The organism is Bacteroidota bacterium (genome assembly GCA_020161395.1).
In the GTDB taxonomy this organism is placed as follows: Bacteria; Bacteroidota; Ignavibacteria; order Ignavibacteriales; family Ignavibacteriaceae; genus UTCHB3.
Genome location: JAIUOE010000002.1, coordinates 33689 through 47691, shown reverse-complemented (window position 1 = coordinate 47691; position 14003 = coordinate 33689). Strand labels below are relative to the sequence as shown.

Below are 14003 nucleotides of genomic sequence, written 5' to 3'. Positions count from 1 at the left end.
TCTACCGGATGACAGCCGTTTTTGTTTTTGAGACGGTGTTGCCTTCCTTATCGGAAACAACAATTATATAGACTCCGGTAGCTACCAAGTTGCCGGATTTGTCTTTTCCGTCCCACGAGGCGATTCTTCCACCCGGTGATGAAAACGATGTAATCTTGTTTCCGGAGATATCAAGGATGCTTATATCGGAATCTTTGATTAAGCCGTCAATAGTAAGATTGATACCTTTTCCGGGTTTAAAGGGGCTTGGATAAACAGTAAGAGCGGAGTAGTCAGCGTTGGGTGCAGGAGTACTTGTGGTAAACGAAATAAGTCCGCCTGTTTGTCCTGCGAATATTCTGCCTGATTTGGAATCAATTCCCATGATAGTAATTTCGTTCGTGAGCAAAGGGCTGTTTGATGCATCATAGAATGCAATCAGGCTGGTACCGTCAGCAGACACTAAAAAGAGACCTGCATCTGTTCCCACCCATTTTCTGTTAACCGGATCTACTACTATCGAATTAATTTTTTGCTGTCTTAGAGAAAAAACCGTGGAAACTCTCGGTTTAGCGGTTGAACTGTTTTGCAGAACGGTGCTAAGGGATGTGACAATCTGAACACCAAGGTCGGTGCCGACCCAGAGATCACCCCTTTTGTCGATTGCCAGGGCATTTATTTTCTGTCCGTTTAATCCACCCGCCTCGTTTAACTGGCCCGAAATGTCATCAGAAGTATTGGAGGGAGTATTCTTTTCATTAAAGTAGTAAATCGAATTCCTCAACGGACTGGAGAACCACTTGGTATCATTCTGATCAACTTCGAGATATGAGTAATTGGTCAGCCCGGTGCCGAGGGGGTTTTCAAAACCATACCATGTACTGTCGGGGGTGAGCAGATTAAGAGTCTTTCTGTCGCCTGCATCGAAGTTCAAGACCCAAAGATTTCCTTTGGAATCATTTTTAAATGCAGAAACAACGAGGAAATTTGGATCGGAGCTGATACCGACAAGTGGTGTGTTTTTATTTGTAAAGGGAATAATCTGACCATCGGCTTTTATTCTGACAAAACCTTTTCCATAACTGCCGATATAGACATTTCCGTCTGTAGCTGTGTAGGAGCAAAAATATGAATTTGTCGGGAGGACGGGTGTGTTGGTCGCGTTATAATTTGTCCACTTGCTCCCGTCATATTTATAAAAGCCTTTACCTGTTAAATCCCTGCCGCTTCCCGAGAAGATATTCCCTTTTGCATCGACTGTGATACCACTGAAGAGATTGGCGGAAGGGGAGTTTGGGAAGATAACCAGACCACCTGTTCCGAAACGGTAGCGATAGAGTCCTTCGATACCGGGGGCATAAAGGTAACCATCGACGGAAGTGATCAAATCGTACATTACAGGGAGATCGGTGATTGAGGATGCAAGAGCCCCGTTTTCGAAAGCGTAAAATCCGGTCCTTGTTCCGCCTGCAACAGGATAATCGGCTACGATCCAGGTTCTTGCGCCCTGTTTTCTCAGTTTTTTCACCGATTTATTGTCGAGTTCCTGACTGTATGAAGTGAAAGCACCGGAAGTAAATTTGAATAATCCTTTGTTTGTCCCGACAAGGCAGGAGCCATTATCGAAGGTGACCATTTGAAAAACGGTAGTCCCTGAACCGGGAATGTTTGTATAAATATCCCAGGCGTTTGGATCATTAAGATTCACTGTGCCCGGTTTTTGAACAGCCAGACCTCCCTGTGTTGCCACATAAAAGAGATTATCGCGGTAGACAGAATAAACTTTCGAATTTGCTGCGATACTTCCGAATTTTATGTAGGTATCGTAGAAATCCAGTGTTTTGCTGTTGATCAGCGAAATGCCAAAATCTGTACACGCGATGACCGTATCACCGGAGAGTACTAAATCGTTGATTCCTCTTTGTGGTTTACCTGAAGATGCGATAGACATCACCCGTTTGAATGTGCCAGAAGCCGGGTCGTAAACATCGATCGTACCGTTTTTGCTTCCTAACCAGACCTTTTTGAAATTGTCGATGACAACAGCGGTTACCGGGGAGCCGTTTAGTCCATTGGCTTTTGTAAATTCTGAAAATGCAGAATCGTTGATTGAAAAAGACCAGGCGCCGCCATCGGAACCTGCCCAAATCATCCTACCGTCGTAAACAGCCGAGGAGAGATTACTCTTGTTCGAGTAAATCTTCCAGTTTGAAGCTTCCTGTGCAAAAAGAAACTGTAATGAGGCAAAGAAAAGTAGAGTGAAGATAAATTTAGGCATAGGGTGCGGGTGGTTACTTTTTTAATTCACTTAACAGGTTGGCTGTTTCAATGGCTGTAAGGGCAGCGTCCCAGCCCTTGTTCCCGGCTTTTGTTCCTGCTCTTTCAACCGCCTGTTCAATTGTATCGGTGGTAAGAATACCGTAGATGAGGGGAACACCCGTGGCGAGGGAAGCATTGGCGACACCTTTTGCAGATTCGGAGGCTACGAAATCGAAGTGAGGAGTGGCACCTCTGATAACTGCACCAAGACAAATCACAACATCGTATTCCCTTTTTTCTGCGACAGCTTTCGCCACGAATGGAATTTCAAACGCACCCGGTACTCTGACAACAGTGATATTGTTGTCATCAGCACCATGGCGAAGGAGGCAGTCAACAGCGCCGTCAAGAAGTTTATTTGTAATGAAGTCATTGAAGCGGCTTACTACAATTGCAAATTTTAAGCCGTCAGCCTGTAAAAATCCGTTAATTTCTTTCATGGTTGTCCTTAAATCGGAAAAATAAAGTACCGAAACATAAAGAATGGGTAAATATAAAAAAACTGAATAATTTACATCTTTTTGAGAGATTCGACTGCAGCAAATTCTTCACGGGAGAGGTAATATGAGCCGATATACCCTCTCTCTGTTGAAGTGCCGCCATGGAAATCCGATCCACCGGACCAGGGGATGCCCAGTTGTTTGGCTATTCCAATCAGTTTTTGTTGCTGCGGAAGTGTGTGCGACGGGTGAATTGCCTCGATGGCATCAAATTTTTCCTGGAGGATTATATCCAGCGAAGTATCATTCAGATACCCGGGATGGGCAAGCACGGCTATACCTCCGGCTTTGTGGATCAGAGCAATCGCATCTGCAGGAGTGATGAAGAATTTTTTTTCATAGGAAGTTGAATTATTGCCGAGAAATTCCTTAAAGGCATGGGTGAAGTTACGCGCTATTTTTTTTCTGATCAAAGCCTTTGCTATGTGTGGTCTTCCGAAGAAATCACCTTTGCACTCATATTTGACATCATCCATTGAGATGTCGTGACCTGCATTTCGCAAATTTTCGACAATTCGCTCGCACCTTTGATAGCGGTCGAGTTTCAATGTTTCGCTGTAGGCATTGAGATCAGGGTTTGAGGGATCGAACCAGTAACCGAGTACATGAACTTCGTAATTTTCGTACTGTGCACTCAGTTCTATTCCGGGTACAAGTTTTATCCCGTATTTTTTGTTTTTATCGAGTGCTTCAATATAACCGGAAACAGTATCGTGGTCGGTAATGGCGAGCACATCCAGCTTTTGGAGTATGGCTCTACGCAGCAGGCTCTCTACTGAGAGCCAGCCGTCTGAATGGGTAGTATGAGTATGTAAATCCGCTTTAAAATTCATCAATTACGAAAAGAACTTCCTGAACTCCTCATAATTTGGGATGCGCAATTTGTTACCATCGAGTTCGATAAGTCCTTTCTTTACAAAACTGTGCAAGGTTCTCGAAATCGTTTCGCGCGAAGTGCCTGCCATGTTTGCCAGATCGTGCTGGAAGGGGAGTTTTTCAATCTCAACAACACCCTGCCGGATTTTGCCGATTTCGTCGGCAATCTGAAGGATAACAGTAGCAACCTTTCCTTCGGCATCCTTGAGGGAGAGGGATTTAATTTTCATGTCTGCTCCGCGAAGTCTTTTAGTAAGTTCCTGCAAGAGACTGATCGATACTTCGGGGTGATTGTAGAGGAGGTCGAGGAAATCAGCCCTTTCTATAATGAAGAGCTCAGTTTCTTCGATGGAAGTAACAGTGGCTGAGCGGGCGAGACCATCAAGCAGCGCCATTTCGCCGAAGAAGTCGTTGGGATTCAGGTAGGTAAGTATGACTTCTCTGCCGTCATCGCTCTCGCGACTCACTTTGACTTTGCCCGACATTATCACAAAAAGGGCGTTCCCGGTTTCGTGTTCCATGAGCACAACGGTGTCCTTCGGAAACATTTTTCTTTTACCGAGATCAGAAATCTTATGAATAGTTTCGTCGTCAAGATTTTCAAATAAAGGTACGAATTTTGGAAAATCCAGCTCGTCCATTAAAAGTTCCTTTTTTTTTCTGTAATTTAGTGATATTTATCACAATATCAAATATAAATCTTGAAATTTGACCATTATTTTTTTAAGCTGCCTTTGAAAACAGTAAAACAGATAGAGGATAATAGTATATAAATATAAAATATTGCATTGATAAATAGCTGAAATGTAGGTAAATTTGGAAGTCTAAATAATTCTTTTTCGAAGAGGAGAAAAAAATGTCACTAAAAGTTGGAATAAACGGATTCGGAAGAATCGGTAGATTAGTATTTAGAAGAGCCCTTGATGTGGGCGGTATTGATATAGTAGCAATAAATGACCTTACAGACGCAGTTACACTGGCTCACTTGTTGAAGTATGATTCAGTACACGGCAAATTTAACGGTACCGTAACAGTTGACGGAAACGCCATTGTTGTAAACGGAAAGAAAATTGAGATTACCGCAGAAAAAGATCCTGCAAATCTTAAATGGAAAGAATTCGGTGTGGACTATGTAATCGAGGCAACCGGAGTATTCGCTTCCAAAGACAAATGTTTGCCACATATCGCTGCCGGTGCAAAGAAGGTTATCCTTACCGTTCCTGCAAAAGGCGATATCGATGCAACCATCGTGATGGGTGTAAATGACAATATCCTTACAGGTGAAGAAGTTGTTATTTCAAATGCATCATGTACAACCAACTGCCTCGCTCCAATGGCAAAAGTTCTTCATGAAACTTTCGGTCTGGAAAAAGGTTACATGACTACAGTTCACTCATACACAAATGATCAGAGAGTTCTCGATTTCCCTCACAAAGATCTTAGAAGAGCAAGAACTGCAGCTACAAATATCATCCCTACCACAACCGGAGCTGCAAAGACCGTTGGTAAAGTAATTCCAGAATTGAAAGGTAAACTCGATGGATTTTCACTTCGTGTGCCAACACCTGACGGTTCAATTACTGATTTTGTCGGTATTCTTTCGAGAGAAACCACTGTGGAAGAAATCAATGCTGCAATGAAAAAAGCTGCTGAAGGACCAATGAAAGGTGTTCTGGAATATACGGAAGATCCTATCGTTTCCTCCGACATCGTACACAACGACCATTCATGTATCTTCGATGCGCTTTCGACAATGGTTAACGGTAATCTCGTGAAAGTGGTCGGATGGTACGACAACGAGTGGGGTTATTCATGCAGAGTTATCGATCTTCTCAAAAAGATTGCATAATTAACTGATTAAAGATTAGTGACGCAGTTTCGGCTGCGTCTTTTTTTTATTATAGATTACAAAAGCGACAGTTATATGAAAAAACTTACAATTGACAGTGTCGATTTAAAAGGCAAAAAAGTTCTCGTTAGAGTGGATTTTAATGTCCCGCTCGATGAGAACCTTAAGGTGACTGATGACAACCGTATCGTTGAATCGTTACCAACAATCAAAAAGATAATTGCAGAGGGTGGAAAAGCCATCCTTATGAGCCACCTCGGCAGACCGAAAGGAAAAGTAAATCCGAAGTACAGCCTGCAACCTGTAGCTGACAGACTTTCGGAGCTCCTGGGCATGGAAGTGAAATTTGCAACTGACTGTATCGGTGAATCGGTAAAAGCAATGGCAGACGATTTAAAACCCGGCGAGGTAATGTTGCTTGAAAATCTTCGTTTTTATGCTGAAGAGGAAGCAAATGATCCCGTTTTTGCGAAAAAATTATCTGAAGTTGCTGACCTTTATGTAAATGATGCATTCGGATCTGCTCACAGAGCACATGCTTCAACCGAGGGTGTAACGAAATTCATTAAAATTGCCGTATCAGGTTATTTAATGCAAAAAGAACTCGATTATTTGGGTGGTGCATTGAATGAGCCTGTAAGACCATACTGTGCCATTCTTGGCGGAGCTAAAATCTCGGGCAAGATCGATGTCATCAACAACATCCTCGATAAAGTGGATACACTTATCATCGGTGGTGGTATGGCATACACTTTCTTCAAGGCAATGGGATACGAAATCGGTACCTCACTGCTCGAGGCTGAAAAAGTGGAACTTGCCGGTCAGTTGCTTGAAACAATAAAAACTAAAAAATTAAACTTTTTGCTTCCTGTTGATGTTATGGTTGCAGCTGAGTTCAGTAACGAATCACCTTCAGAAGCCGTTAAAACTGATAAAATACCGGCTGACAAGATGGGATTGGATATTGGACCTGAAACAGTTAAATTGTTTTCTGAAGCAATTAAAAATTCAAAAACAGTTGTTTGGAACGGTCCAATGGGAGTTTTTGAATTTGACAATTTTGCAACCGGCACGAATGCAGTAGCTCAGGCACTCGTTGACGCAACCGCACTCGGTACAATTACCGTAGTAGGTGGTGGTGATTCAGCAGCCGCGATAGCGAAAGCCGGATTGAAAGAAAAGGTCAGTCATGTCTCCACAGGTGGCGGAGCCTCTCTCGAATTCCTCGAGGGAAAAGTGCTCCCGGGTGTGGATGTACTTAATAATGCATAATGTTTGAACTGCGGGGCTGTTTACAACACAGCCCTGCAATTAAATAAAGGAAAAAAATGTCGAACGGAAATTACCGTCCCGCCGGATTTTCATACATCTCTCCGGTTATAAAATCTCTTTTAATTGCCAATGTTGTAGTTTTCTTCCTGGAAATGATGTTAAGCGGAATAGTGTCCGGTGGAACACCTCTTGGTTACTATTTTACTGAGCTCTTCGCCCTGTTTCCATTGGGAGGCGGGTTCGGACCGTGGCAGCTTTTTTCCTATCAGTTTATGCATGCAGATTTCTCACACATATTTTTCAACCTTTTTGCCCTTTGGATGTTCGGAACTGAAGTAGAATACACTCTTGGTTCAAAGAAATTTTTAATTTTCTATCTCGCTTCAGGTGTAGGAGCCGGATTGCTTCACCTTCTTACTCCGCTTTTCGGGATAGCAGCAGGTCCAACAATCGGCGCTTCAGGTTCACTATATGGTGTCATGATAGCATTCGCTCTCTTCAATCCCGACAGATATATCTATATTTATTTTCTTTTACCCGTGAAAGCAAAATACTTGATCGGATTTATGATCCTTCTTGATCTTTTTATGTTCAAGAACCCCGGTTCCAATGTGGCTCATCTTGCTCATATCGGAGGGGCTATTACCGGATTTCTCTTCCTGTTTTTCGATAAATCGGTATTTTTTCCGCTTAAGAGAAAACTTAAGGGGGGCGGACCATCGGGCTTTTCCGGGCGTTCCAACCCTTTTGCAGATGATGAGGATGAGGGACCTTCCATTTACGGTGACAGAACTAGCAGCAGCCGTGGCGGTTTCAATTTCAGTTTTAAGACAAAAAAATCGACTGATCAGGTAGTTGATGCAAAATTTAAAGATGTTTCAGACAGTGATATTGATCAGGATGAGATAGACAGAATTTTAGATAAGATCAGTGTATCAGGTTACACAAATCTCACTGCCAAGGAAAAAGACATCCTTTTTGAAGCCAGCAAGCGGATGAATAAAAAGCGTGAGTAAGGGTTTCCCTTTGTTGAAGAATACCTTTGTATTGGTTTTTCTGTCGATTTCGGGTCTGCTCCTCACCGGTTGTTCGGAAAAAGAGGAGATAATCCCCAACGATAAATTTGTTGCCATATATCTTGATCTGATCAAGGCGCAGGATACTGTCGGCACTTCAACCATGTTTGTAAAACCTGCATTAGAGGGGATATTGAAGAAACATGGTGTAACAAAAGCTTTTTATGACAAAACCGTGGATTTTTATATGAGAAATCCTAAGGAATTCAAAGAGTTTATGCTTGAAGTTGATGCTGAAGTTTCCGAAATGCAGGTTGATACACTAAAAAAACAATAACCTACCTGGCAATTTCCCTCGTACATTGATCGATAACAATCTGAAGATAAATGTCTTTGGGATTGATCTTAAGTGCCTTCTTGTAAAGTTCAAGAGCACCCGCGAAATTTTTCTTGTTCATAAGATCATCCCCGTTCCTTTTCAGTGAAAGGAGTTCAGTCTGAGTCGGTTTCGTCGCAAGCCCCGAACTGATTCCGGTTTCCCGGTGTCTCTTCAACTCGTCTTCACATTCAGTTTTGCAATATAATAAATAAGGATTGTCAGGATCGCTTAATAAAAGTGAGTTGTAAATTTCAAGTGCATCCGAAAAATTCTTTGCCGCACGGAGTGTATTTGCCTCCTTTAACACTTCCTCATACGCCTCTTTTTCGTAATTCTCCTGTGTTTTTTGTTTGTTGCCCGACTCTTCGTTTTCCTGTGTGACGAGGTGTTCGAGTTCCTGAATATAAACATCAAGCGAGTAGTCTTCGGGCTGATCGCCCTTTGCTTCTTTAAAGTAGAAAAGGGCATCCTGAAATCTACCCTCGCTGAAAAGTTTTTCGGCAACTGTACGGGAATCAAGATTATCACCATTGACAGCGGGAGGTGTTTCGATTTTGGGACTGAGTTTTTTGCTCTGGTCGAGCAACATCCTGTCTATGTGGTCATCCGCAAAATCAAACGAGACATTTTCTATCCCAAAGCCCGAGTCACCGGGAAGAGGTTTGAAATCTGAGGTTTGAGGTTTGAAATCAGAAGTTTGAGGTTTGAAATCTGAAGTTTGAGGTTTGAAGTCAGAAGTTTGAGGTTTGAAATCTGAAGTCTGAGGTTTGAACTCAGAAGTCTGAGGTTCCGAGGTTCTGAGGTTCTGAAGTTCCGAGGTTCTGAAGTTCAGTGAATACTTGCTTTCAAGTTTGAGAGACAATTGAGTGGCTTCAGAAAATTGTTCAGTGGCAATCAGCTCAATCAGTTTTGTCAAGTCGTTTAATATGCGGGTTTTTTCAGATGAAAGTGCAGAGATTTTGTCCTCGAATCTCTCATTCGACTCATCAAAACTTCTTTTCAGGGAGTCATATTTCCGCTCAAATTCGAGCTCCAGTTTTTTTCTTTCATCATCACGAATCGACTCAAGATAAGCCCGGGGAATTTCGTCTGCTGCCGGACTTTTTACATTGCTGATGATATGCTCAAAGACATCAGAGATTATTTTAATATCAGCAGTGGCGATTTCCCTTATCTTTTTGTTTGGAGCCCTTAAACCAAACTCATATTCGCTTTTTAATTTAATAAACCGGTCTTCAATGATCTGGATTGAATCAGATTCGTCATTTAAAAGCATTTTATACGCATCAGAAAAGGAGAGTGATCCTTCGGTCTCGGATCCTTTGATTAAAAAATGGTAGGCTTCGGTTAGTGCCTTTCGGTTCTTTATCAATGTTTCTCGGAGAAATTTTGAACCTGCGGATTCAATCTGCCGGGTGATATCACTGTTTAGCTTGTTAAAAGCTTTGGTCACAATATCAGGTTCGGCTCCTTCTCTGATTCCGAGAATGTCACATGCTTCTGAATGGGTCATTTTGCAAAAACTTTATTTTTTCAAAGTGTAAAATAATAAACTTAGACGGGGTTGCCACCACGAAAAAAAATCGTAATTTAGACGGTTAAAAAATAAATCCCTGTGAAAAATCCTCAAAAGTACAGAATCTCCGAGACTAAAACCAAAAGACCCGTGAAGAAGGGGATTCGTGAATTTGACGATCTTCGTGATGCAGTAATGAGCATGGAAGAGCATAATTCACGATTTTACTTTCAGCCGAAGATTAATGATTCCAAACAGCTCGATTTTGCAACAGTCAATAAAATTGAAAAAATGGATTGCTGGTGTGGTGATTATCTTACGCAAAGAGAGAAATTTCGGTCCACTCTTGAAATTCGATATACCTGCAAACATACAGCTTTGAAACTCGTCGAGTTGCCGCTTCATCCGGTTATCAAGTCGATACTGTTGAATAAATCAAAACACGGAAAAGAGAGATTTGTTATGCTCTCAGAAGTGGAACCGATAATACTCGGATTCACATCATTAGCTAAACTACGATGGATAAATGTTTATCATTACGATATCGTAAGAGATCTGGCAATCAGGTTTTCTTATAGTCCATTTGAAAACAAGTGGTCATACGGGAAACTTCCTCCTGACGGGAGGGAAGTGGAATATAAAATCAAAAATCTGCTTCAGGAAACTCTAATGATGAATGAATTTTGAGCTCCCGGGAATGAATTCCCGGGCTATTGGTTTTCAGAAATTCAGCCCTCAGCCTTCAACATTTCAAACTTCAAACTTCAAACCTCAAACTTCAAATTTCAAAATATTTTTCCTCTTTTCCGTCTATCACTTCCACTTCACCGTTTGCTGAAGTAAGGATGTTCTCGAGAATAACATCGACAGAATCCGATTTAATAAAACAATCCAATGTTAATCCGGCTGCATAATCCGTGGAGTTAATTTTTACATTGTCCCCGCTTAGATGTCTGAACATAAATGATGACAGCTCATAGGGAGCTGAAAACAGATATCTGACGAACCTCTGCATGGTTATCTTCTCTCCCGCCATCAGTGCAGCAAGAGAAGTTTCGTAGTAGGCTTTTCCGAGGGGACCTACTCCGAGTTTTACACCGCCAAAATAACGAACAACAATCAGACACACATTATTCAGGTTCTGATGTTCTATTGCATTCATGATTCGCAGACCGGCAGTCCCGGAAGGTTCTCCATCGTCCGAATATTTCATTGTGCCGTTAATCAGCCGAAAAGCGGAACAATGATGCACCGCATCGTAATATTCTTTTCTGTAGCGGGCAAGAAGTTCCTCGAATTCCGTGAGGGAATATATGGGATGAGCGAATGCGAGAAAGATTGATCCCTTCTCTTTATATTTCGAGTCTGCTTTTGATTTTATAGTGGAATAAGCTTGAATTTTCTCGGGCATATTGAAATTTATTTCAGGAAAAGATTGTTTTAAATATATAGTTTTCATCGTTCAAACCGGAAAGAAATTGTTCCAAGACAAGATTATTGTAAAAGGCGCGCGCGTCCACAACCTAAAAAACATCGATGTAGAGATACCAAGAAATTCATTTACTGTAATTACAGGCCTCTCGGGGTCGGGTAAATCATCCCTCGCTTTTGATACCATCTATGCAGAAGGTCAGCGCCGTTACATCGAATGCCTTTCCGCCTATGCTAGGCAGTTTCTTGATATGCTGGAAAAACCCGATGTGGATTTAATTGAAGGACTGAGCCCTGCAATTTCAATAGAACAGAAGGTGACTTCGGGAAACCCAAGATCCACTGTCGGAACTGTAACCGAGATATATGACTATCTTCGCTTGCTTTATGCGCGGCTCGGCGTAATCAATTGCTACAACTGCGGCACTCAGGTTCAGAAGCAGAATCCCGGTCAGATTCTTGAAAGAATCGGAAGGGAGTATGAGGGGAAGAAAATTTCTCTCTTTGCGCCGGTTATAAGGGGCAGGAAGGGACACTATCGGGAGCTCTTCGAAGAAATTGCGAAGGACGGTTTTATTAAGGTTAGAGTTGACGGTGAAATAAAAGAGATTGAAAAAGGATTTCAGGTTGACAGGTACAAGATTCATAATATCGACATACTTATTGACAAATTTGTTGTAAAGCCTGAAATTCACTCCCGCCTTGAATCATCGGTTGATGTCGCGCTCAACTATGGAAACGGAGTAATGATGGTTGATGACGGAAAAGAGGACCATCTGTTCAGTCGTCACCTTAGCTGCCCTAATTGCGGAATAGATTATCAGGAGCTCGCCCCAAATTCATTTTCCTTCAATTCGGCTTTTGGTGCCTGTCCCGAGTGTGACGGACTTGGAGAGAAAAAGGAATTCGATTTGAATTTGATTATTCCTGACTGGAATAAAACAATCAATCAGGAAGGAATTGCCGCCCTCGGAAAACCGAGATCAATCTACATCTTCAATCAGCTCGAAACCCTCGCAAAGAAATTCGGATTTGATTTCGACACACCTCTCAAGGATATTAAAAAAGAATCCATTGACCTTATTCTGAATGGATCGACGGAAAAGTATGAGTTCTTCTACAGTTATGGCGGGAAGAGGGAAGTTGCATACAAGCACAGATTTAGCGGGGTGATCGGATATCTGCAAAATTATTTTACCTCCACTTCCTCGGCAAAAATCCGTGAATGGGTCGAATCGTTCATGAATATTGGCAGATGTAAATCGTGTGAAGGAGGAAGGCTAAAAAAGGAATCGCTTGCGGTCAGTTTCGCCGGAAAAAATATCAGCGAGGTGACAGCACTTTCAATTGCAGACTGCAAAAAATTCTTTGACAGCAGCATCCTGGTGGGAAGAGATGAGATAATTGCAAAGCCGATTTTAAAGGAGATACGATCGAGGCTCGAATTCCTTTTGAATGTCGGTCTGGATTATCTGACCCTGTCTCGCAGTGCCAGAACTTTGTCGGGGGGGGAATCTCAACGAATCAGGCTGGCAACACAGATAGGGACACAACTGGCAGGGGTGCTGTATGTACTTGATGAACCGTCGATCGGGCTTCACCAGAGGGATAATATCAAATTAATCAATTCCCTCAAGATGCTAAGGGATCTGAACAACACCATAATAGTCGTCGAGCATGACAAAGAGACAATCGAGAGTTCAGATTATTTGATAGATCTCGGACCCGCTGCCGGAGAGCACGGGGGTGAAGTGGTGGCAATGGGTGACACAACTACACTGATGAAGAGAAACTCGATTAAGGGTTCGTTGACTCTTGATTATCTGCACAACAGAAAGAGTGTCGGCATTCCTGAAATCCGGCGAAAGGGAAACGGTAATTTTTTGACGGTAAAGGGAGCCAGAGGGAACAACCTCAAATCGGTCGAAATATCGATTCCACTTGGAACATTTACCGCAATCACAGGCGTCAGTGGATCGGGGAAATCAACGCTGGTAAATGAAACGCTTGTAAAAATTCTGATGAAAGATGTTTACAATACAAAAGATGTACCACTTCCATACGACAGCGTCAGCGGTTTGGAGCATCTTGATAAAGTGATTGAAGTTGATCAGTCACCGATCGGGAGAACACCCCGTTCCAATCCTGCGACATATACAGGATTATTTACATATATCAGAGATTTATTCGCACAACTTCCTGAATCGAAAATGAGGGGTTATGCACCGGGCAGATTCAGTTTTAATGTTGCAGGTGGAAGATGTGAAGCCTGCGGGGGAGACGGACTAAAGAAGATAGAGATGAACTTCCTGCCCGATGTATATGTGAAATGTGATGTCTGCAACGGACGGCGGTATAACAGAGAAACTCTCGAGGTACTCTACAAAAAGAAATCGATAGATGATGTTCTCGAGATGACGGTAACCGAAGCACTCGATTTTTTTGCTGATATGCCAAGAATCAGCAGAAAAATTCAATCGATATACGATGTTGGGCTGGGTTATATCAGACTGGGTCAACAGGCTACCACTCTGTCAGGCGGGGAGGCTCAAAGGGTGAAACTGGCAACCGAACTGAGTAAAATCTCAACCGGTAAAACAATCTATTTTATGGATGAACCAACAACCGGGCTCCATTTTGAGGATGTTAATGTACTCTTAAAAGTCATAAACAAACTCGTCGATAAAGGGAACACAGTTGTTGTGGTCGAGCACAATCTTGATGTAGTCAAGGCTGCCGATAATGTTATTGATCTCGGTCCCGGTGGAGGTGAAGCCGGAGGGAGAATAGTTGCCGAGGGAACACCTGAGGAGATCGCTAAAAACAGGAAGAGTGTAACAGGGAAGTTTTTATAAAAAGGCTGCCG

The 14003-nt window shown here is 42.4% G+C and carries 12 protein-coding genes; 6 read left to right on the top strand and 6 right to left on the bottom strand.

What is annotated here, in order from left to right; translation table 11 throughout:
• Nucleotide 1: 1 nt before the first annotated feature.
• The 4 genes from LCH52_02805 to LCH52_02790 form a co-directional block, all read right to left on the bottom strand.
• A complete protein-coding gene (locus LCH52_02805; protein MCA0387404.1) occupies nucleotides 2–2257 on the bottom strand; it encodes a hypothetical protein in 2256 nt (751 codons plus the stop codon).
• A 13-nt stretch (nucleotides 2258–2270) separates the two neighbouring features.
• On the bottom strand, nucleotides 2271–2738 hold the full coding sequence (gene ribE, locus LCH52_02800) for a 6,7-dimethyl-8-ribityllumazine synthase (GenBank protein ID MCA0387403.1): 468 nt from the start codon (nucleotides 2736–2738) through the stop codon (nucleotides 2271–2273).
• A gap of 71 nt (nucleotides 2739–2809) precedes the next feature.
• Nucleotides 2810–3631, bottom strand: coding sequence for a PHP domain-containing protein (locus LCH52_02795; protein MCA0387402.1), 822 nt, complete (start codon nucleotides 3629–3631; stop codon nucleotides 2810–2812).
• Nucleotides 3632–3634: 3 nt separating this feature from the next.
• Nucleotides 3635–4315 (bottom strand): Crp/Fnr family transcriptional regulator, encoded by a 681-nt coding sequence (locus tag LCH52_02790; GenBank protein ID MCA0387401.1) that lies wholly within the window; start codon nucleotides 4313–4315, stop codon nucleotides 3635–3637.
• 215 nt (nucleotides 4316–4530) lie between these two features.
• Here LCH52_02790 and gap point away from each other — a divergent pair, with 215 nt between their 5' ends.
• From gap to LCH52_02770, 4 genes are all read left to right on the top strand, one after another.
• Entirely contained in the window at nucleotides 4531–5523 is a 993-nt protein-coding gene (gene gap / locus LCH52_02785) for a type I glyceraldehyde-3-phosphate dehydrogenase (protein MCA0387400.1), read from the top strand.
• Nucleotides 5524–5598: 75 nt separating this feature from the next.
• Nucleotides 5599–6795: a phosphoglycerate kinase gene (locus LCH52_02780; GenBank protein ID MCA0387399.1), complete on the top strand. Its 1197-nt coding sequence runs from the start codon at nucleotides 5599–5601 to the stop codon at nucleotides 6793–6795.
• 56 nt (nucleotides 6796–6851) lie between these two features.
• Nucleotides 6852–7811: a rhomboid family intramembrane serine protease gene (locus LCH52_02775; protein ID MCA0387398.1), complete on the top strand. Its 960-nt coding sequence runs from the start codon at nucleotides 6852–6854 to the stop codon at nucleotides 7809–7811.
• A 13-nt stretch (nucleotides 7812–7824) separates the two neighbouring features.
• Nucleotides 7825–8148 carry a DUF4296 domain-containing protein gene (locus LCH52_02770; GenBank protein ID MCA0387397.1) on the top strand — a complete coding sequence of 108 codons (324 nt, stop codon included), beginning with the start codon at nucleotides 7825–7827 and terminating at the stop codon, nucleotides 8146–8148.
• 1 nt (nucleotide 8149) lies between these two features.
• On the opposite strand, the gene LCH52_02765 is transcribed toward LCH52_02770, so the two are convergent.
• Nucleotides 8150–9703, bottom strand: a complete 1554-nt coding sequence (locus LCH52_02765) for a tetratricopeptide repeat protein (protein ID MCA0387396.1) — start codon at nucleotides 9701–9703, stop codon at nucleotides 8150–8152.
• Between the two features lie 102 nt (nucleotides 9704–9805).
• Here LCH52_02765 and LCH52_02760 point away from each other — a divergent pair, with 102 nt between their 5' ends.
• On the top strand, nucleotides 9806–10393 hold the full coding sequence (locus LCH52_02760; GenBank protein ID MCA0387395.1) for a hypothetical protein: 588 nt from the start codon (nucleotides 9806–9808) through the stop codon (nucleotides 10391–10393).
• 91 nt (nucleotides 10394–10484) lie between these two features.
• Here the strand turns inward: LCH52_02760 and LCH52_02755 are convergent, their stop codons facing one another.
• Complete coding sequence (locus tag LCH52_02755) at nucleotides 10485–11165, bottom strand: YigZ family protein (protein ID MCA0387394.1); 681 nt, start codon at nucleotides 11163–11165, stop codon at nucleotides 10485–10487.
• Nucleotides 11166–11184: 19 nt separating this feature from the next.
• On the opposite strand from LCH52_02755, the gene uvrA reads away from it, so the two are divergent.
• A complete protein-coding gene (gene uvrA / locus LCH52_02750; GenBank protein ID MCA0387393.1) occupies nucleotides 11185–13992 on the top strand; it encodes an excinuclease ABC subunit UvrA in 2808 nt (935 codons plus the stop codon).
• Nucleotides 13993–14003: the final 11 nt, after the last annotated feature.

Excerpts from the sequence above, each read along its gene's own strand:
- LCH52_02805 (MCA0387404.1), bottom strand. The coding sequence starts at position 2,257 with ATGCCTAAATTTATCTTCACTCTACTTTTCTTTGCCTCATTACAGTTT.
- ribE (MCA0387403.1), bottom strand. The coding sequence starts at position 2,738 with ATGAAAGAAATTAACGGATTTTTACAGGCTGACGGCTTAAAATTTGCA.
- LCH52_02795 (MCA0387402.1), bottom strand. The coding sequence starts at position 3,631 with ATGAATTTTAAAGCGGATTTACATACTCATACTACCCATTCAGACGGC.
- LCH52_02790 (MCA0387401.1), bottom strand. The coding sequence starts at position 4,315 with ATGGACGAGCTGGATTTTCCAAAATTCGTACCTTTATTTGAAAATCTT.
- gap (MCA0387400.1), top strand. The coding sequence starts at position 4,531 with ATGTCACTAAAAGTTGGAATAAACGGATTCGGAAGAATCGGTAGATTA.
- LCH52_02780 (MCA0387399.1), top strand. The coding sequence starts at position 5,599 with ATGAAAAAACTTACAATTGACAGTGTCGATTTAAAAGGCAAAAAAGTT.
- LCH52_02775 (MCA0387398.1), top strand. The coding sequence starts at position 6,852 with ATGTCGAACGGAAATTACCGTCCCGCCGGATTTTCATACATCTCTCCG.
- LCH52_02765 (MCA0387396.1), bottom strand. The coding sequence starts at position 9,703 with ATGACCCATTCAGAAGCATGTGACATTCTCGGAATCAGAGAAGGAGCC.
- LCH52_02755 (MCA0387394.1), bottom strand. The coding sequence starts at position 11,165 with ATGAAAACTATATATTTAAAACAATCTTTTCCTGAAATAAATTTCAAT.